Genomic DNA, 18,896 nt, shown 5'->3' with positions numbered 1-18,896 from the left:
CGAGAAAATGTCCACAGTTACCTCGAAACGACGGCTCACCGCTGGTGCGGCCCTCGTGGTCGCGGCGCTGATGACCACCACGGCGTGCGGCGGCGGCGACGACAACGAGAGCGGCGGCAAGTCCAAGGGCGCCGGCTTCAACGCGGCGTTCAACAAGGTCGCCAACCCGTCCACCAAAAAGGGCGGAACGCTGAAGATGGTCGGCAAGCAGGACCTCGACTCCGCCGACCCCCAGCGTGCCTACTACGGCATGGCCTGGGACTTCATGCGCTTCTACACCCGCCAGCTGGTCACGTACGACACCAAGCCGGGTGTCGCCTCCACCAAGCTGGTCGGCGACCTGGCCACCGGCCCCGGTGAGATCACGGACGGCGGCAAGACCTACACGTACAAGCTGCGTGACGGCCTGACCTGGGAGGACGGCTCCAAGCTCACCTCCAAGGACGTCAAGTACGGCATCGAGCGCATCTGGGCTACGGACACCATCACCGGTGGCCCGCAGTACCTGATGCAGACGCTGGACCCCAAGGGCGAGTACAAGGGCCCCTACAAGGACAAGTCCGCGGACAAGCTCGGTCTCAAGGCGATCGAGACGCCCGACGACAACACCATCGTCTTCAAGCTGCCCAAGCCCAACGGTGACTTCGAGCAGTTCCTCGCCATGCCGTCCGGCTCGCCCGTGAAGGCGGACAAGGACACCGGCGCGAAGTACACCCAGCGCCCGTTCTCCTCCGGCCCGTACAAGTTCGAGACGTACAAGCCGGGCAAGAGCATCGTGCTCGTCCGCAACGACAAGTGGCAGAAGGCCTCCGACCCGGTGCGCCCCGCGCTCCCGGACAAGATCACCGTGACGATCTCCGCCAACCTGGAGGAGAACGACAAGAAGCTGATGGAGGGCGACTACGACGTCGACCTCAACGGCACCGGCATGACGCAGTCCGGCCGCGTCACCGCCGTCCAGGAGCACAAGGCCAGCGTCGACAACATGCAGACGTCCTTCATCCGCTACGTCGCGCTCGTCCACACCGCCAAGCCGCTGGACGACGTCCACTGCCGCAAGGCCGTCTTCTACGCCACCGACTTCGCCGGTCTCCAGCAGACCCGCGGTGGCGAGATCGCCGGTGGCGCGATCGCCAACAGCGCCCTGCCGGCTTCCGTCAAGGGCCACAGCGACTACGACCCGTACGGCGTCCTCGCCCGCAAGGGCAAGCCGGACCTCGCCAAGGCCAAGGACGAGCTGAAGCAGTGCGGTCAGCCGAACGGCTTCTCCACCAAGCTCACCGCCCGTAACAACAACCCGGGCGAGGTCGACGCCGCCGAGGCGCTCCAGGAGCAGCTCGGCAAGGTCGGCATCAAGATCGAGGTCGACCCGCTCGACGGCGCCGAGGCGTCCAGCATCACCGGCTCCCCGTCCGTCGTGAAGAAGCGCGGCTACGGCATGACGATGAGCGGCTGGGGCCCCGACTTCCCGACCGGCCAGGGCTTCGGCCAGCCGCTGTGGGACAGCCGGTTCCTCGCGGACACCGGTAACTACAACGAGTCCCAGATCAAGGATCCGCAGATCGACAAGCTCTTCGACGACGCGATCGCGCAGACCGACCCGGTCAAGGCCGGCGAGATCTACCAGCAGATCGACAAGCGGATCCTCGACCAGGCCGACTGGATGCCCTTCATCTACGAGAAGAACATCACCTGGCGCGGCGACCGTCTGACGAACGTCTACATGTCCGACGCCTACAACGGCCGCTACGACTACGTCTCGCTCGGCGTCGTCAAGTAGTCGCTGGAGTCAACCGCATCTGCAGTCAACCCGGTTGACTGTTCCACCGCCGCCGAAACCCGCCAGTCCGAAGGGCAGGTGAGGGCCGGGGCGGTGGCCGGGAGCCCCCACGAGGGGCTCCCGGCCACCGCCGGGCCGCACACAGTGCTTGCTTATCTCATCCGGCGCCTGTTCGCCGTAGTCATCATGGTGCTCGTCGTACTGCTCGCGACGTTCACCATCTTCTTCATGCTGCCCAAGTGGGCGGGTCAGGACGTCGCAGTCCTCTTCGCCGGCAAGGCCACGGGTGTCGAGCAGCTTCAGGGCATCCGGATCAAGCTGGGTCTCGACGACCCCCTCCTCGTCCAGTTCTGGGACTTCGTCAAGGGCATCCCGATGGGGCGCGACTACGCGAACGGTGACGATGTCACCCACTGCGCCGCTCCCTGCTTCGGCTACTCCTTCCGCACCGAGGTCCCCGTCTGGACCACCCTCAAGGACGCGCTGCCCGTCACCGGCGCGCTTGCCGCGGGCGCCTGCGTCCTGTGGCTCCTCGGCGGTGTCGCCACCGGTGTGGTCTCCGCGCTCCGGCGCGGCAGCATCTGGGACCGCGCCGCGATGACCACCGCGCTCGCCGGTGTCTCGCTGCCGATCTTCTTCACCGGCATGGTCGCGATGGGCCTGTTCGTGCACAGCTTCGGCTGGGTGCACATCGCCGACAACCTCTCCACGGACGACGGCATCGGCACCTGGTTCCAGACGCTGATCCTGCCGTGGATCGTGCTGGCCTTCCTGAACGCGGCGATGTACGCCCGTCTCACCAGGGCCACCATGCTCGAAGTGCTCGGCGAGGACTACATCCGTACCGCCCGCTCCAAGGGGCTCGGCGAGGGCACCGTCATCACCCGGCACGCCCTGCGTTCCGCGATGACGCCGATCCTCACCGTCTTCGGTCTCGACATCGGCGTGCTCCTCGGTGGCGCCGTCCTCACCGAGTCCACGTTCAACCTGCCCGGTCTCGGGCTCGCCGCGGTCCAGGCGATCAGCAACAAGGACCTGCCGGTGATTCTCGGCGTCACCCTGTTCGCGGCTCTCGCGATCGCCGTCGCCAACCTCGTCGTCGACATCATGTACGCCGTCATCGACCCGCGAGTGAGGCTGGGATGACCGAACTGCACAAGAGCGGTGCCGCACTGGGCGAACCCTCGGCCGGCTCGCCCGCTCCCACCGCCTTCCTCGAAGTGCGCGACCTCAAGGTGCACTTCCCGACCGACGACGGGCTGGTCAAGTCCGTCGACGGGCTCAACTTCCAGCTGGAGAAGGGCAAGACCCTCGGCATCGTCGGCGAGTCCGGCTCCGGCAAGTCCGTCACCTCGCTGGGCATCATGGGCCTGCACACCGCCGGCCAGTACGGCAAGCGCAAGGCCCAGGTCTCCGGCGAGATCTGGCTGGACGGCAAGGAGCTGCTGTCCGCCGACCCCGACGAGGTGCGCAAGCTGCGCGGCCGCGACATGGCCATGATCTTCCAGGACCCGCTGTCCGCGCTGCACCCGTACTACACGATCGGCAAGCAGATCGTGGAGGCGTACCGGGTCCATCACAGCGTCGACAAGAAGACCGCCCGCAAGCGGGCGGTCGAGATGCTCGACCGGGTCGGCATCCCGCAGCCCGACAAGCGCGTCGACAGCTACCCGCACGAGTTCTCCGGCGGCATGCGCCAGCGTGCGATGATCGCCATGTCGCTGGTCAACAACCCCGAGCTGCTGATCGCCGACGAGCCGACGACCGCGCTGGACGTGACGGTCCAGGCGCAGATCCTCGACCTGATCCGGGATCTGCAGAAGGAGTTCGGCTCCGCGGTCATCATCATCACCCACGACCTGGGCGTGGTCGCCGAGCTCGCCGACGACATCCTGGTGATGTACGGCGGGCGCTGCGTCGAGCGCGGACCGGCCGAGAAGGTGTTCTACGAGCCCCGGCACCCCTACACCTGGGGTCTGCTGGGTTCGATGCCGCGCCTCGACCGCGACCAGACCGACCGGCTCATCCCGGTCAAGGGTTCCCCGCCGTCGCTCATCAACATCCCGTCGGGCTGCGCCTTCAACCCGCGCTGCCCGTACGCGGACGTGCCCAAGGACGACGTCACCCGCACCGTACGGCCCGAGCTCCAGGAGGTCGGCAGCCGGCACTGGGCGGCCTGCCACATGTCGCCGGAGCAGCGGGAGCGTATCTGGACCGAAGAGATTGCGCCCAAGCTGTGAGCGAGGACAAGGCCGTGACGAGCGAGGACAAGGGCGTGGACGTTCCGGCGCAGAGGTCTGCCGGGCAGGGCGCGCCGACCGGTGACACCGCCTCCGGCGAGGTGCTGCTCAAGGTGACCGGGCTGCAGAAGCACTTCCCGATCAAGAAGGGGCTGCTGCAGCGCAACGCCGGTGCCGTGAAGGCCGTCGACGGGCTCGACTTCGAGGTGCGCTCGGGGGAGACCCTGGGCGTCGTCGGCGAGTCCGGCTGTGGGAAGTCGACGATGGGCCGGCTGATCACCCGGCTGCTCGAACCCACCGCGGGGAAGATCGAGTTCGAGGGCAAGGACATCACGCACCTCGGCGTGGGCGGGATGCGTCCGATGCGCCGCGACATGCAGATGATCTTCCAGGATCCGTACTCCTCGCTGAACCCGCGGCACACGATCGGCACGATCGTGGGCGCCCCCTTCAAGCTCCAGGGCGTCACGCCCGACGGTGGTGTGAAGAAGGAGGTGCAGCGGCTGCTGGAGGTCGTGGGCCTGAACCCCGAGCACTACAACCGCTACCCGCACGAGTTCTCCGGCGGTCAGCGCCAGCGCATCGGGATCGCCCGCGCCCTGGCGCTCAACCCGAAGCTGGTCGTGGCGGACGAGCCGGTGTCGGCGCTGGACGTCTCGATCCAGGCGCAGGTGGTGAACCTGCTCGACGACCTCCAGAGCGAGCTCGGCCTGACGTACGTGATCATCGCCCATGACCTCTCGGTCGTCCGGCATGTCTCGGACCGGATCGCGGTGATGTACCTCGGCAAGATCGTGGAGCTGGCCGACCGCGAGTCGCTCTACAAGGCGCCGATGCACCCGTACACGAAGGCGCTGCTCTCGGCGGTCCCGATCCCGGACCCGAAGCGCCGCTCGGCCAAGAGCGAGCGGATCCTGCTCAAGGGCGACGTGCCCTCGCCGATCTCGCCGCCCAGCGGCTGCCGCTTCCACACCCGGTGCTGGAAGGCCACGCAGGTCTGCAAGACGCAGGAGCCGCCGCTGGCCACGCTGAAGACCGGGCACCAGGTGGCCTGCCACCACCCGGAGAACGCACCCGACCAGGTGCCGGGCGAGACGGTGACGGCGGCGGCGCGCGAGGCGATCGAGATCGTCGAGGTACGCAAGTCCGAGGCTGTCGAGCCGGAGGCGGCCGGGTCCGAGGCCGAGGAACCTGCGGTCGAGGGGTCCGCTCCCGGTGAGCTCGCTGCTGACGGGCCTGCGGACGGCGAGCCCGAGGCCGTTGGGCCCGCTCCCGCCGAGCCCGCGGCGAACGGTGGCACCGCCTCGGCCGATACGCCGGAGGACAGTCCCAAGGAGTAGTACCGGCACAATTGCCCGGTGCTCAACGAACTGTTCACGCCCTCCGTCCAGCATGCGCTCGACATCGTCGGAATCTTCGTCTTCGCGATCTCCGGCGCTCTGCTCGCCGTACGCAAGAACTTCGATGTCTTCGGCATCGCGGTGCTCGCCGAGGTGACCGCGCTGGGCGGAGGGCTCTTCCGTGACATCGTCATCGGGGCGGTCCCGCCCGCGGCGTTCACGGATCTCGGCTACTTCACCACCCCGCTCCTCGCCGCCGTCCTGGTGTTCTTCCTGCATCCGCACGTCGAGCGGATCCAGGTGGGCGTCAATGTCTTCGACGCGGCGGGCCTCGGGCTGTTCTGCGTCACGGGCACGGTCAAGGCGTACGACTACGGCCTGGGCCTCACCGCGTCGGCGGCCCTGGGGCTCGCCACCGCGGTCGGCGGCGGTGTGCTGCGCGACGTACTGGCCAACGAGGTGCCCTCGCTGCTGCGCTGGGACCGCGATCTGTACGCGGTGCCCGCCATCGTCGGCGCCACGACGACCGTCCTGTGCATCCGCTTCGGAACGCTCAACGCGTTCACCAGCGGCACCGCCGTGATCGTGGCCTTCCTGCTGCGGCTGCTGTCGATGCGCTACCACTGGCGGGCCCCGCGCGCCTACAACCGGAAGTCCGCGACGGCCGAGGAGAACTCCGCGACCGTCTGAGGCGGGGGCTGTGATCCCAGCGGTCGGTGCCGTGATTCCAGCGGCGGTGCCGTGACCGGTCTGTGCTGTGACCACCCCAGCGGTCTGTGCTGTGATCCTCACCCCAAAAAGCTACCGCTCAGTAATACAATCGGTGTACGGTGCATCGCATGGCACAGGCAGCAGAGCAGGCAGTAGAGCAGCCGTCGGGGCAGGCGGCGCAGGCCGGACCGGCGACCATCGGGAACAGCGAATTCGACCGCGACACCGCCGTCACCCTTCGCGAAGAGGGCGTCTACGACGCCGAGCTCTCCGCCGGGTGGACGATCATCCATGCCGTCAACGGCGGCTATCTGCTGGCCATGCTGGGCCGCGCGCTCGGCCAGGCCCTGCCGCACCCGGACCCCTTCTCCGTCTCCGCGCACTACCTCACCGCGTCCGTGCCCGGCCCGGCGGTGATCCGGACCCAGACCGTCCGCACCGGCCGTACCCTCTCCACCGGCCAGGCCTCCCTCTTCCAGTACGCGGAGGACGGCACCGAGGTCGAGCGCATCCGGGTCATCGCCACCTACGGCGACCTGGACGGCCTGTCCGACGAGGTCCGCACCTCGGCGAAGCCGCCGGCCATCCCGCCGCTGGAGCACTGCCTCGGCCCGAGCGACGGCCCGGCCGTGATCCCCGGCAGCTCCGCCATCACCGAACGGCTCGACATCAAGCTCGACCCGTCGACGGTCGGCTGGGCCGTCGGGCAGCCGTCCGGCAAGGGCGAGATGCGCGGCTGGTTCGGCCTCGCGGACGGCCGCGACGCCGACCCGCTCTCGCTACTGCTCACCGTCGACGCGCTGCCGCCCACCTCGTTCGAGCTGGGGCTCAAGGGCTGGACGCCGACCATCGAGCTCACCACCCACATCCGCTGCCGCCCGGCCCCCGGCCCGCTGCGCGTCTCCATCACCACCCGCAACCTCGCGGGCGGCTTCCTGGAGGAGGACGCGGACGTCTGGGACAGCGCGGACCGCCTGGTGGCCCAGTCCCGCCAGCTGGCCAGGGTGCCGCGTTCCTGAAGCACCGATCCCAGTAGGGGCCCGCCATTCCGGCGGGCCCCTACGCGTGCGGGGCGTGTGGGGTGTCCGGGGCGGGCGTGCTCAGGTGGTCGGGCGGGGCGACTCCTGCCGGAACCGTTCCGGGGGCCGAGGTCGCCACCGCGCCGAAGGGGCCGTCGCGCAGCACCCGGGACGGGCATCGCCGACCTCGTGGTCCTCGCCTTCCTCGTCACCGGAAACGGCGTTGTCGCCTGGAACTTCGGCGGCTGAACCGGGCGGACCCCGCTGCCGCGGTGCCCGGGTCCCGGGACACCACGCGCCCGCCGTACGCCCTGCCTCGGGCTCGCGGAAACCGTGGTCTCTTCCGATCGTTCGGCAGGGCCGCCCGCATCCTGTTCGATTTCGATCATGGATGGCACAGTGGGCGTCCGTCTGGGGTGGGCTGCGGCGAGGGAGAGGGCGCGTGCTGGAGATAGCGGGGATCGGGGCAGCGGAGGAGCGGGTCTACCGCCACCTGGTGGAGGTACGAAGTGCGGGCGTGGACGAGATCATCCACCGGCTCCACATCCGGGAACGCGAGGCGGCGTCGCTTCTGTCCTCCCTGCATGACAAAGGCCTGGTCGGGCGGCTGCCGGGCGACGGCGGCATGCGGTACGTACCCGTCCCGCCGGACGTGGCGCTGCAGCCTCTGCTGGCGCGCGGCCAAGAAGCGCTGGAGTGGGCGCGGCGTGGAGTGGAACAGCTGGCCGAGGAGTACCGGGCGGGCGGCCGGCGCCATGACGCCGGGCAACTGGTCGAGGTGATCACCGGGGCCGGCGCCATCCGTCAGCAGCTGCGTCAACTCGCCTACGGGGCCCGCAGAGACCTGCGGTGGTTCTGCAAGGCCGATCCCGTGGCGCTGCGCGCCCAGGACAACGACGAGGAGTTCGAGCTGCTCGCCCAGGGCATCCGCTACGAGGCGATCTACGAACGGGCCTGCCTGGAACAGCCCGGCATGGTCGACAACGTCGCCCAGGGCATCCGCGCCGGTGAAGTGGCCCGTGCCACCAGCACACTCCCCGTGCGCATGGTCATCGTCGACAGCTCTGTCGCCGTCTGCCCGCTGATGCCGGGCAGCACGACCGGCGCCCGCGGCGAGCCGACCGCTGCGATCATCCGCAGCAGCACTCTCCTGGACGCCCTCGTCGCCCTGTTCGACATCCAGTGGGCGGCGGGAACCCCGCTGCACGTCACGGAGGCGGGCGAGCTGGCCGACTTCGCCGGCGGCATGGGACCGGGCGGCAGTCTCGCCGACGACGAGCGCTATCTGCTCTCCCTGGTCGTCGCGGGCGTGACGGACAAGGCGATCGCCACGCAGCTGCGTGTCAGCCACCGCACGGTGCAGCGCCGGATCACCGCGCTGATGCAGCGGGCGGGCGCGACGACGCGTACACAGCTGGTGTGGCAGGCGGCGCGGCGCGACTGGCTGTCGTAGGACGCACGGAAGCCGCGACCGGGGCCGGTCGCGGCTTCTGGGTCTCGCGTACTACCTCAGCGCGTACGCCCGCTCGATCTCCTGCGTCACCTCGTTGCCCGCGTCGTCCCAGGCGCGGACCCGCAGCGTGACATACCCGCTGGTGCGGGCAGTCGAGGGGTGGGTGACCCGGACACGGTAGGCGCCGTCGCCCCGGGCGGAAGTCCTCGCCGCCCGCCAGTGCTCGCCGTCGTCGTACGAGACGGACACCTCCATACCCTTCACGGAACGGCCCGTCAGACCGTCCTGGTGGCGGGCGCTCACTCCGAAGGCGAAGGATCCGGAGTCAGGGGCGGAGCCCTGGAGGTCGGTGGCCACGTCGTAGTCGAGCTGGAGAAGGGGAAGCAGGGACTCCTTGCCCTCGGCCGGGCGAGGGGCCGTGAACGACCAGCGGGTGCTGGTGGCCCGCGAGAGGGTGCCCTCGGGGCTGGTGCGCTTCACGTCCAGGTCCAACTGGTAGCGGCCGTCGTCCCCGCCCGCGGGGAAGGCGCCCCACGCCCGGGGGCCTTCGGCGAGGATCTCGCCGTCGCGACGCAGTACGGCCCGGGTCTCGTCGGGGTAGGGGGTGTTGGCGTCCTGGCGGGGCAGGGCGTAGCCGTAGTGGCCGGAGGCGGTGTCGGCGAACTCGGGGATCCCTATGGTCAGCCGGTCGCCCTTGCGGTGGGCGAGCCCTTCGACACCTCGGGGGATCGCCGGGCGCACCACGGGGGCGTACCAGCTCTCCGTGGCCTGCTCACCGGGCCGGTAGGTGCGCAGGGGGCCGAGCATGCCGGTCCCCGCTGCCTGGATCGCCCAGGTGTTGCGGGGGTTGACCCAGTGCAGCCACCGGGTGTCGGCGGGACCGCTCAGGTACTCCGTCCGCACCTGCCCGGTGCGGACATACCGGGCCCGAATGGAGAGTTGCACATCCTCCCCCTCCCACGGACGCCAGGACAGCCGGTCCTCCGCGACGTAGCGCGCCCCGCCCGTGTCCGGGTAGCGCGAGACCACGGTGGCCGTGTTCTTCGGCCCGACCTTGTGGACCACGTGCTCGGGGACGCGCTGTTCGGAGAGCTGCACGACGTCGTAGAGGTAGGGGCTTTCCGGGGTCCCCTTCAACTCCAGCACGGTGCCCGGCGCGCGCAGCCGCTGCGCGGCAGCGTGGGAGGCGTACAGCCCGATCGCGGGCAGCCGCCGGCCCACCGGCTGCCAGGTCGCGGCCGCGTACCTGTTGCCGCCGGCGGTGGTGACGGCGGCCGCGGCTCCGGCTCGGGCGGCCGAGGTCACCGCCTCGTCGTACTCCACCCCCTCCAGTTCCACGAGCACCGCCGCTCCGCGGACGTCTATGCCGCGTGCGCGCAGCGCCGCGTAGTCCTCGGGGCTTCCGTGACCGGCGTCCACCACCCGCAGGCGCCGCACCCCTTCCACAGCGGGGGAGTTGTGGAGCAGACGGACGGGGACACCGGCCGCGGCGGTGGCGGAGACCGCGCGTGCGCGGAGCATCGGCGCGGTCAGCTGCCAGCGGGAGGAGAACTCGAAGGTTCCCTCGGTGAACTCCTCGGTCGGTGTGACGTAGAGGAGCTGTCCGCCGCTGTGTCCGCTGGTGAAGAAGCTGGCGAACTCCCGGTCGCCGTTTTTCCAGTGGGTGGAGAAGACCAGCGGGCCCCGCTGCTCGGCCCGCTCGGGGGTCTGGATCTCCACGGGGACCGCCTTGCGTGCGTCGAGCACCAGCTCCGTGGCGCCGTCCACCCGCAGGTGGGGGTTGACCACCAGGCTGTTGGTGACGTTGTCCTCCGTGGGCTGTGTGATGACGCCGTGCAGGTAGTACATGCCCTCGGGCATGTCCACCGTCAGGCTCTTCCCCGCAGGCACCTCCTGGACGACATCGAAGCGGCCCGTGGGACCCAGCAGGATCAGCGGGAAGATGGTCGCCGGCTGCCCGGCGCGGTCGATGCCGCGTACGGTGACCTTGTGCGTGACCGGGTCCTTCACCGCGGAGAGAACGGTGTGCGCGATGGCCTGCCCGTCGGCCGAGGTGGCGGTGAGGCGGCCGCTGTAGACGCCCTCCGGCAGCGCGGGCGCGTCGAGGGTCACGGTCACGTCGGTGGTGCCGTGGGCGTCCACGGTGACCTGCGCGGGGGTGCCTATGGCGCCTGCCGGGGCCGGGGAGCCGTAGAGCTTGTCGAAGGTGGTGCCCAGGTTGAGCGACACGGGCGCGTCCCCGTCGTTGGTGTAGGTGACGCTCACCTGCCGCGGGCCCGAGTCCGGTGCCAGGGCGCCGAAGGTGGTGGTGCCGGTGGCGCGCACCTGCTGGCGCACCGAGCGGGCCACGTCCACCCGGCCGGTGCCCTGCTCGTAGACCGTCTGGTCGGGGGCGGTACGCGTCGTGCTCATCAACGCGTCCTTGAGCTGCTGGGCGCTCCAGTCGGGGTGGCGCCCGGCCAGGATCGCTGCCGCGCCCGCCACGTGCGGGGTCGCCATGGACGTACCCGACGCGGCGGTGTAGGCCGCGTCCACCGGGTTGCCCATGGACGTGCCGGCCGCGCGGGCGGCGACGATGCCGACGCCGGGGGCGGTGAGGTCGGGCTTGACGCCGTTGTCCCCGACGCGCGGGCCGCGGCTGGAGAAGGGGGCCAGCTTGTCGTCGCGGTCGACGGCGCCCACGGTCAGCGCGCTTGCCGCGGCGCCCGGGGAGCCCACTGAGTAGTCGGAGCCCGTGTTGCCCGCCGCGACGACGAAGAGGGTGCCGGTCTCCTCGCTGAGGCCGTCGAGGACGAGGCTGAGTACGTCCGTGCCGTCGGTGGGCTGGCCGCCCAGGCTCATGCTGACGATGTCGGCGCCCGAGTGGGCGGCCCAGTCCATGCCGCCCATGATGGCGGAGTACGGGCCGGAGCCGTTGTCGTCGAGCACCTTGCCGATCAGCAGCCGTGCCCCCGGTGCCACGCCCTTGCGCGAGCCGCCCGAGGCGGTGCCGCTGCCGGCGATGGTGGAGGCGACGTGGGTGCCGTGGCCGTGGCCGTCGTTCGCGGTGGATTCGTCGGTGAAGTTGCGTACTTCGCCGAGTTTTCCGGTCAGGTCGGGGTGGGTGGCGTCGACGCCGGTGTCCAGGACGGCGACGGTCGCGCCGTGTCCGTCGTAGCCGGCCTTCCACGCCTCGGGCGCACCGATCTGCGCGGTGCTGCGGTCGAGGGAGGCGTGGACCTTCGCGTCCAGCCACAGCTTCTCGATGCCGCCCTCGAAGGCCGCGTTCTTGAAAGAAGCGTTCCTGGAAGCGTTCTTCGCGCCGCCCTCGGCGCCGCTCCTGGCGAGCGCGTCGTCGTCGATGGCCTTCCAGAAGCGCCCGGCCTGCTTCTTGTCCGCCTTCAGTGCCGAGCCGCGCAGGCTCTTGATGACCAGGCCCTTGCGCGAACCGGTGGGCGCCCCCTTGGACGTGGGGTTCGTGCCGCCGGTGTAGCGGGCGATCAGCGGGATGGCGGAGGTGTGGGCGTCGTCGTACCCCTGCTTGACCAGGGAGGTGATGTTGAACAGCTGCCGGTCCAGTTTGCCGGAGGCGATGTACGGGAGCGCGGCGCGGGGCAGCACGTACAGCTGCTTGTCGATCTCCAGCTGGCTGAAGTCGGCCTGCGAAGCGCCCGGGGCCGGCTCGACGGATACGGCCTTCCGGCCGCCGGGGAAGGTCTCCAGCCGCACCCGGTCACCGGTCACGAGCGTGACGGAGCTGACCTGGGGGCGGCCGGCGGAGTTCGCGCCGACGGAGGCGGGTGCCGGGGCGGCGCTCGCGCCGGAGGAGGTGGGGGCGAGGGTGGCGATGAGGACTCCTGCCGCCAGTACGGCGGCAGAGCGATACCGTCTGTGCATCGGAACCTTTCCAGGAGGCAAGGAAATGGACACGCGGTGCGGCTCAAGACTGGGGCCCCACTGATCGGCCGCACCAGCCTTTTCCGTGCCGTGCTTGCGACATGTCGCCAAGACGACACGGCGCGCCCCACGGCGCGCCCCACCGCGCGTATCGGCGGAGTCACCGGGGCCGAGCGGCCCCTCCTCGTCACCGGCAACGGCCTCGTCGCCCGGGACTTCGCCGGCTGAACCGGGCGCGGAGCCCGACGCCCTCCCCGCCCGGACGGGCCCGGGACGGGGCGAGGAAGATCGCATCCGGCCGTGCGCGGGTGCGCCCGCCGTACGCCCCGCCGCAGGCTCGTAGAATCGAGCCCACCATGGCTTACCTCGACCACGCCGCGACCACGCCGATGCTTCCGGAAGCGATCGAGGCGATGACCGCCCAGCTCGCCGTCACCGGTAACGCGTCCTCACTGCACGCCGCCGGGCGCCGGGCCCGCCGTACCGTCGAGGAGTCGAGAGAGACCCTCGCCGATGCACTCGGCGCACGCCCCAGCGAGGTGGTCTTCACCTCCGGTGGCACCGAGGCCGACAACCTCGCGGTGAAGGGCCTGTACTGGGCCCGCCGCGACGCCGACCCCCGCCGCACCCGGGTGCTGGCCAGCCCCGTCGAGCACCACGCGGTGCTGGACGCCGTCGACTGGCTCGCCGAGCATGAGGGCGCGAACGTCGAATACCTCCCCGTCGACCGGCACGGACGCGTCCACCCGGACGTCCTGCGCGAGGCGATCCTTCGCGACCCCGCCGATGTCGCGCTGGTCACCGTGATGTGGGCCAACAACGAGATCGGCACCATCATGCCGGTCCGTGAACTGGCCGACGTGGCCCGCGAGTTCGACGTTCCGATGCATGCGGACGCGGTGCAGGCGTTCGGGCAGCTGGAAGTCGACTTCGCCCGGTCCGGGCTGGCCGCGATGACGGTCAGCGGGCACAAGATCGGCGGACCGATCGGCATCGGCGCGCTGCTGCTCGGCCGCGAATACGCCCCCGTACCCGTGCTCCACGGCGGTGGCCAGGAGCGGCACGTCCGCTCGGGCACCCTCGATGTCCCCGCCATCGCTTCCTTCGCCCTCGCGGGGCGGCTGGCCGCCGACGGACACGAGGAGTTCGCCCGCGGGATCGGCGGACTCCGCGACGAGCTGGTCGCGGCCGTGCGGGCGGCCGTGCCCGATGCCGTCCTCGGCGGTGATCCTGCCCCCGGCGGCAGGCTCCCCGCCAACGCCCACTTCACCTTCCCCGGCTGCGAGGGCGACTCCCTGCTCCTGCTGCTGGACGCCCAGGGCATCGAATGCTCCACCGGCTCCGCCTGCACCGCCGGGATCGCCCAGCCCAGCCACGTACTGCTGGCCACCGGCGCCACTCCGGACCTGGCCCGCGGCACCCTGCGCTTCTCGCTCGGCCACACCTCCACCCGGCAGGACATCGACGAGGTGGCCCGCGCGATCGGCCCGGCGGTGGAGCGGGCGCGCACAGCCGGACTCAGCTGACCGCGGGGCCCGTCCGGCGACCGGGCGGGCCCCGCGGTCACCGCTTGCCCGCCGCCCGGACCAGCTTCAGATACCGGTCCCAGTCCCAGTGCTTGCCCGGATCGGTGTGGTCCGTGCCCGGCACCTCCACGTGCCCGATGATGTGCTTCCGGTCCACCGGTATCCCGTACCGCCCGCAGATCGCGGCCGTGAGCCGCGCCGAGGCCCCGTACATCGCCGCCGTGAAGTCCTGCGGCCGGTCCACGAAGCCCTCGTGCTCGATCCCCACACTGCGCTCGTTGTACGACCTGTTCCCCGCGTGGAACGCCACATCCAGCTCACGGATCATCTGCGTCACATGTCCGTCCTTGCGCACCACGTAATGCGCCGCCGCCCCGTGCCCCGGGTCCTGGAAGACCTTCACCGCGCTCCGGTAGCTGCCCTGGGTGACATGGATGACGACCCGGTCGACGGTGTAGTCGTCGGGGCGGTCGGCCTTCCGCCAGTTCGCCGACGAGGCCGATATCCACTGGGCCCGCGCAAAATCCACCTCGCCGGGCTTGCGGGGCTTGTCCACGCCGGGCAGCCGCCACCAGGCATGCTCCAGCTGCTCCCGCGCCAGCACGGCCGTCCCCGCGGCCGTGACCGCGGCACCGATCAGCAGCCCGCGCCGGCTGATGCCGTGTCCGGACTTCGCACCCCCGGAGCTCTTGGCGCCCGGCGCCCCCTTGGTCCCCATGTGATCCACAACGCATATCCGAGAGCGTTCGGTTCCCGGCGCCCCGTACCCTGGTGGAGCTATGACTGAGACTCCCCAGCGCCCCCTCCGCGTCCTCGCCGCCATGTCGGGCGGTGTCGACTCCGCGGTCGCCGCGGCCCGCGCCGCCGAGGCGGGCCACGACGTGACCGGTGTGCACCTCGCCCTCTCCGCCAACCCGCAGTCCTTCCGTACCGGGGCGCGCGGCTGCTGCACGATCGAGGACTCCCGCGACGCCCGCCGGGCCGCGGATGTGATCGGCATCCCGTTCTACGTCTGGGACCTGGCGGAACGCTTCCGCGAGGACGTCGTGGACGACTTCATCGCCGAGTACGAGGCTGGGCGCACGCCCAACCCGTGCCTGCGCTGCAACGAGAAGATCAAGTTCGCCGCGCTCCTGGACAAGGCCCTCGCACTGGGCTTCGACGCGGTCTGCACCGGCCACTACGCCACCGTCGTCCGGGGCGAGGACGGCAGCCGCGAGCTGCACCGCGCCTCCGACATGGCCAAGGACCAGTCGTACGTCCTCGGCGTCCTGGACGAGAAGCAGCTCGCCCACGCGATGTTCCCGCTCGGCGACACCCTCACCACCAAGGACGAGATCCGCGCCGAGGCCGAGCGCCGCGGCCTCGCCGTCGCCAAGAAGCCCGACAGCCACGACATCTGCTTCATCGCCGACGGCGACACCCAGGGCTTCCTGGCGAGCCGGCTCGGCACCGCCGAGGGCGACATCGTCGACGAGTCGGGCACGAAGGTCGGCACCCACGAGGGCGCCTTCGGCTTCACCATCGGCCAGCGCAAGGGCCTGCGCATCGGCCACCCCGCCCCCGACGGCAAGCCGCGCTACGTCCTGGACATCTCCCCGGTCAACAACACGGTGACGGTCGGCCCGGCGGAGTCCCTCGATGTCACCGCCCTCACCGCCATCAAGCCCCGCTGGTGCGGCACGGCCCCGGCCGGCCCCGGTAGCTACACCGCCCAGCTCCGCGCCCACGGCGGCGAGACCGAGGTCACGGCCGAGCTGGTCGACGGCACCCTGCACGTCACCTTCACCGAGCCGGTCCGAGGCGTGGCCCCCGGCCAGGCGGTCGTCCTGTACGACGGCACCCGCGTGGTCGGCTCGGCGACGATCGCGACGACGGTGCGGCGCACCGAGGCCGGGGCAACGGCCGGCTGACCGATGGGATCGGCGCCGGCCTCGCGGCCGTCGGGCCGACGCACGATGGGGTGGGACCCCGCCAGGAGGTCCCACCCCATCGTCAATGGATCATGCGGCAATGGGCCATGCGACCGGGCTCAGAAACGGTCCGGGGCACGCTCCGGAAGCGGAGACCCTGGGAGCACGTCCGGCTTCCGGTTCTTCCGTGCCTCCGCGTTCGAGTCGGCCGTCGCCTCGCAGGTCACGTCCTTCGCCGGGAGCTTGCCGGTGAGCAGGTAGCCGGTGACCGTACCGTCCGTGCACGCGTTGCCGTTCGGGTAGACGCCATGGCCCTCGCCGCCGAGGACGGTGACCATTTTCGAGCCCTTCAGGTCGGCGTGCAGGGCCTGACCGCTGGGCAGCGGGGTCTGCGAGTCCCACTCGTTCTGGACGACCAGGGAGCCGACCCTGTTGTTCACCTTGGTCGCCGGTTCCACGGACTTGTCCCAGAACGCGCAGGGCTTGATGCTGGACGCGAAGTCACCGAAGAGCGGGTAGCGGCCCTTGTCCTCGATGGCGTCCTGCCGGTAGCTCTCAGGATCGCGGGACCACGCGGCCGAGTTGTCGCCGCACACCACGGCCCAGAAGCTCGCCGTCATGTTGTCGGACGGCACTTCGGCGGCGTCGGACGCGCCTGAAGTCCCGGTTTCCTGGGATCCGGTGAACGCCGCGAGCTTCTTCGCGGAGGCGGGCTCGCCGGCCGCGGCCTTCTTCAGTTCCACGAACCCCTCGGTGGCGCACTCCGGGCTGAAGACGGCCCCGCGCATACCGCTTCGGATGTCATCACCGTTGATCAGCTGCCCGTCCAGCTCGATGGGCTTCTCGTCGGCCTGTGCGACCAGGTCCCAGAAGGTCCGGTCGACCTGCTTCGGGGTGTCTCCGAGGCCGTACTTCCCTGAACGCTCGGCGGCCCACTCGGTCCACCGGTCGAACGCGGGCTCGGCGCCCTCCGCCCACCACTGGATCATCCCTCGCCAGGCGCGCGCCGGATCGACCGCGCTGTCCAGCACGAACCGGTCGGCCCGGCCAGGGAAGAGCTGGGTGTAGACGGCCCCCAGATAGGTGCCGTACGAGTAACCCACGTACGAGATCTTCTTCTCACCGAGGATCGCCCGGAGCAGATCCATGTCGCGTGCGGTGTTGCGCGTGGTGATGTGCGGGAGCGTGTCGCCCGCTTTCTCCTTGCACTTGTTCGCGACCTCGCGTGCCCAGGCGACGTCCTTGTCGAACGCCGCCTCCTTGTACGGCCGCAGCCAGTCCTCCTCCTCCGGCTCCAGACCGCAGGAAACCGGGCTGCTCCGTCCCACACCGCGCGGGTCGAAGCCGATGAGGTCGTACTTCTGCTGTGCGGAATCGGGGAGGCTCTCCTGCATCCCCAGCGGCATGTAGAGCCCCTGTCCTCCCGGGCCGCCGGGGTTGGAGAACAGGACACCGTGCCGCTTTTCGGGCGCGGTGCTCTTGATCCGGGATATGGCTAAGTCGATCCGCTTGCCCCTGGGAACCCGGTAGTCCAGCGGGACCTTGATCGTGGCGCACTCGAACTCCGCCGGAGAGTCGGCTTCGCACCGCTTCCACTGCGGCTTCTGCTTCACATACCGGTTCAGCGCGCCCGTGTCGGCGGACGAGGAGGCGGTCGAAGGGATGGCGGCCGGAGCGGCGGTGGCTGTCGAGGTGGCGAGCGCGGGAGCCAGCGTTGCCGTGACACTGACGGCCAGCAGGGGAGCGAGACGTCGTCTGCGCACGATATCGATCCTTCCGTCGAACGTTCGGACAGGAAAGATCTTTCAGGAACCCGCCACACATGCGGATCCCTCGCCGGGCTGCACCTCCCCTCCATCCTGGGGATGACACAACAGCCGTGGGTGGTCCCCGAGTTGTAGGGGACGGACCGCCCCTCAGCGATGGGCGGTACCCGCCTCGGCGACGGGACTGACAGGAGACGGGTGCCCTACCTCAGACAAGCGCGGACTTGCCGGCCTTCACTCCGAGCACGAGGGCGCGTAGCGCTGCCCGGTTCGTCGATATGACAGCGGCCGGGCTCTCGCTCTCGCGGAGGGCGATGCGGTCCGCGTTACCGGCGGCAATCTCAACGCAGTTGTTGCCGCCGCCGGCGCAGAAGGACGAGCGCTGCCAGTCACGTTCGGGCATTGTCTGGACCTCTCACAACTCGCGGGCGATGGACCGGATGAGTGCACGCGACTCATCGTGAGGGAGCGCCGAGCGCACCATCAGGTCCAGGAGAGAACGATAGTTCGCAAGCGGCGTCGGAGCATCCAGGAACTGGGCGCCGAACGACGTATCGAGTTGGACGGTGTCCAGCTGCCGGACGGGGCCTTCCGCATAGAGGATCGACTGCCCGGCCCCGTGGAAGGCTCCTGCGCTGAACGGAATGACGAGCAGTGTGACGTGGTCCTGCTCGGACGAGTCCGCGAGGTGCTCCAGTTGTCGGCGCGCCACATCGCGACCGCCGAACTCCAGCCGCAACGCGGCTTCATGAATGATGCCGGTGTACGGCGTCGGCCGTTCTCCGCCAAGGACTGCTTGACGGCTCATGCGGTGCGCGACGCGTAGTTCCACCTCAAGGCGTGGCAGCTGCGGAACCGCGAGGTCGAAGATTGCTCGGGCGTGCTCTTCGGTCTGGAATAGGCCAGGCAGATGCACGGTCTGTGCCGTCATGATGCGAGTCGCGTAGTGCTCGATCTCGGACACATCGAGATATCCGTCGGGAAGCTTGCCCCGGTATTCGTCCCACCAGTGCTTGGCCCGACGGCTGGCTGCCATCGATGCGAGCGCATCGATCAGCGTCTGATCGGAACATCCGTAGTGGCATGCGATCTGGCGCAATCGCTCCTCACTGAGTCCCGTACGGCCTGCCTCGATATTCGAGATCATTGTCCGGTCCGCGCCGAGCAGCGCGGCGGCACTCTGAATCGAGATGCCGGCCTGCTCGCGCATGCGGCGCACTTCGGCCGCCAGGCGGCGAGAGCGTCCAGTGGGGGCGTTTCGTGGAGCCATGG

General features: G+C 70.1%; 15 protein-coding genes. 10 read left to right on the top strand and 5 right to left on the bottom strand.

Translation table 11 applies throughout. The annotated features are described in order from the left end of the window. Positions 1-7: 7 nt before the first annotated feature. The 7 genes from IE107_RS31270 (at position 8) to IE107_RS31240 (ending at position 8,543) form a co-directional block, all read left to right on the top strand. Positions 8-1,780, top strand: coding sequence for an ABC transporter substrate-binding protein (locus tag IE107_RS31270; RefSeq protein WP_189547736.1), 1,773 nt, complete (start codon positions 8-10; stop codon positions 1,778-1,780). Between the two features lie 144 nt (positions 1,781-1,924). Beyond that, the gene (locus tag IE107_RS31265; RefSeq protein WP_189547748.1) at positions 1,925-2,926 is read left to right on the top strand and encodes an ABC transporter permease; all 1,002 of its coding nucleotides are present in this window, start codon (positions 1,925-1,927) and stop codon (positions 2,924-2,926) included. Next, positions 2,923-4,020, top strand: coding sequence for an ABC transporter ATP-binding protein (locus tag IE107_RS31260; protein WP_189547735.1), 1,098 nt, complete (start codon positions 2,923-2,925; stop codon positions 4,018-4,020). The genes IE107_RS31265 and IE107_RS31260 overlap by 4 nt, the downstream gene beginning before the upstream one ends. Continuing rightward, positions 4,017-5,360: an ABC transporter ATP-binding protein gene (locus IE107_RS31255; protein ID WP_373302539.1), complete on the top strand. Its 1,344-nt coding sequence runs from the start codon at positions 4,017-4,019 to the stop codon at positions 5,358-5,360. Before IE107_RS31260 ends, IE107_RS31255 begins: the two co-directional genes overlap by 4 nt. Before the next feature lie 18 nt (positions 5,361-5,378). Next, positions 5,379-6,050, top strand: coding sequence for a trimeric intracellular cation channel family protein (locus tag IE107_RS31250; protein WP_189547733.1), 672 nt, complete (start codon positions 5,379-5,381; stop codon positions 6,048-6,050). 149 nt (positions 6,051-6,199) lie between these two features. Next, positions 6,200-7,090 (top strand): thioesterase family protein, encoded by an 891-nt coding sequence (locus tag IE107_RS31245; protein ID WP_189547732.1) that lies wholly within the window; start codon positions 6,200-6,202, stop codon positions 7,088-7,090. Between the two features lie 442 nt (positions 7,091-7,532). After that, on the top strand, positions 7,533-8,543 hold the full coding sequence (locus IE107_RS31240; protein ID WP_189547731.1) for a helix-turn-helix transcriptional regulator: 1,011 nt from the start codon (positions 7,533-7,535) through the stop codon (positions 8,541-8,543). A gap of 51 nt (positions 8,544-8,594) precedes the next feature. Here the strand turns inward: IE107_RS31240 and IE107_RS31235 are convergent, their stop codons facing one another. Then, a complete protein-coding gene (locus IE107_RS31235; RefSeq protein ID WP_189547730.1) occupies positions 8,595-12,419 on the bottom strand; it encodes a S8 family peptidase in 3,825 nt (1,274 codons plus the stop codon). 36 nt (positions 12,420-12,455) lie between these two features. Between IE107_RS31235 and IE107_RS31230 the strand changes: the two genes are divergently transcribed. Together IE107_RS31230 and IE107_RS31225 are read left to right on the top strand one after the other, a co-directional pair. Beyond that, on the top strand, positions 12,456-12,647 hold the full coding sequence (locus tag IE107_RS31230) for a hypothetical protein (RefSeq protein WP_189547729.1): 192 nt from the start codon (positions 12,456-12,458) through the stop codon (positions 12,645-12,647). A 128-nt stretch (positions 12,648-12,775) separates the two neighbouring features. Beyond that, positions 12,776-13,945 (top strand): cysteine desulfurase family protein, encoded by a 1,170-nt coding sequence (locus IE107_RS31225; RefSeq protein WP_189547728.1) that lies wholly within the window; start codon positions 12,776-12,778, stop codon positions 13,943-13,945. 37 nt (positions 13,946-13,982) lie between these two features. Here IE107_RS31225 and IE107_RS31220 read toward each other — a convergent pair whose 3' ends face one another. Continuing rightward, entirely contained in the window at positions 13,983-14,663 is a 681-nt protein-coding gene (locus IE107_RS31220; protein WP_189547727.1) for an N-acetylmuramoyl-L-alanine amidase, read from the bottom strand. Between the two features lie 61 nt (positions 14,664-14,724). On the opposite strand from IE107_RS31220, the gene mnmA reads away from it, so the two are divergent. Continuing rightward, positions 14,725-15,858, top strand: a complete 1,134-nt coding sequence (mnmA, locus tag IE107_RS31215) for a tRNA 2-thiouridine(34) synthase MnmA (RefSeq protein ID WP_189547726.1) — start codon at positions 14,725-14,727, stop codon at positions 15,856-15,858. 119 nt (positions 15,859-15,977) lie between these two features. On the opposite strand, the gene IE107_RS31210 is transcribed toward mnmA, so the two are convergent. From IE107_RS31210 to IE107_RS31200, 3 genes are all read right to left on the bottom strand, one after another. Next, complete coding sequence (locus tag IE107_RS31210) at positions 15,978-17,621, bottom strand: alpha/beta hydrolase (RefSeq protein WP_189547725.1); 1,644 nt, start codon at positions 17,619-17,621, stop codon at positions 15,978-15,980. A 211-nt stretch (positions 17,622-17,832) separates the two neighbouring features. Next, positions 17,833-18,027, bottom strand: a complete 195-nt coding sequence (locus tag IE107_RS31205; protein ID WP_189547724.1) for a DUF397 domain-containing protein — start codon at positions 18,025-18,027, stop codon at positions 17,833-17,835. A gap of 12 nt (positions 18,028-18,039) precedes the next feature. Further along, positions 18,040-18,894 carry a helix-turn-helix domain-containing protein gene (locus tag IE107_RS31200; RefSeq protein ID WP_189547723.1) on the bottom strand — a complete coding sequence of 285 codons (855 nt, stop codon included), beginning with the start codon at positions 18,892-18,894 and terminating at the stop codon, positions 18,040-18,042. Positions 18,895-18,896 lie beyond the last annotated feature (2 nt).

The organism is Streptomyces gelaticus, assembly GCF_014649535.1.
GTDB classification, from domain to species: Bacteria; Actinomycetota; Actinomycetes; order Streptomycetales; family Streptomycetaceae; genus Streptomyces; species Streptomyces gelaticus.
The sequence above is the reverse complement of the archived record's forward strand: the minus strand, read 5'-3'. Positions and strand labels throughout refer to the sequence as shown.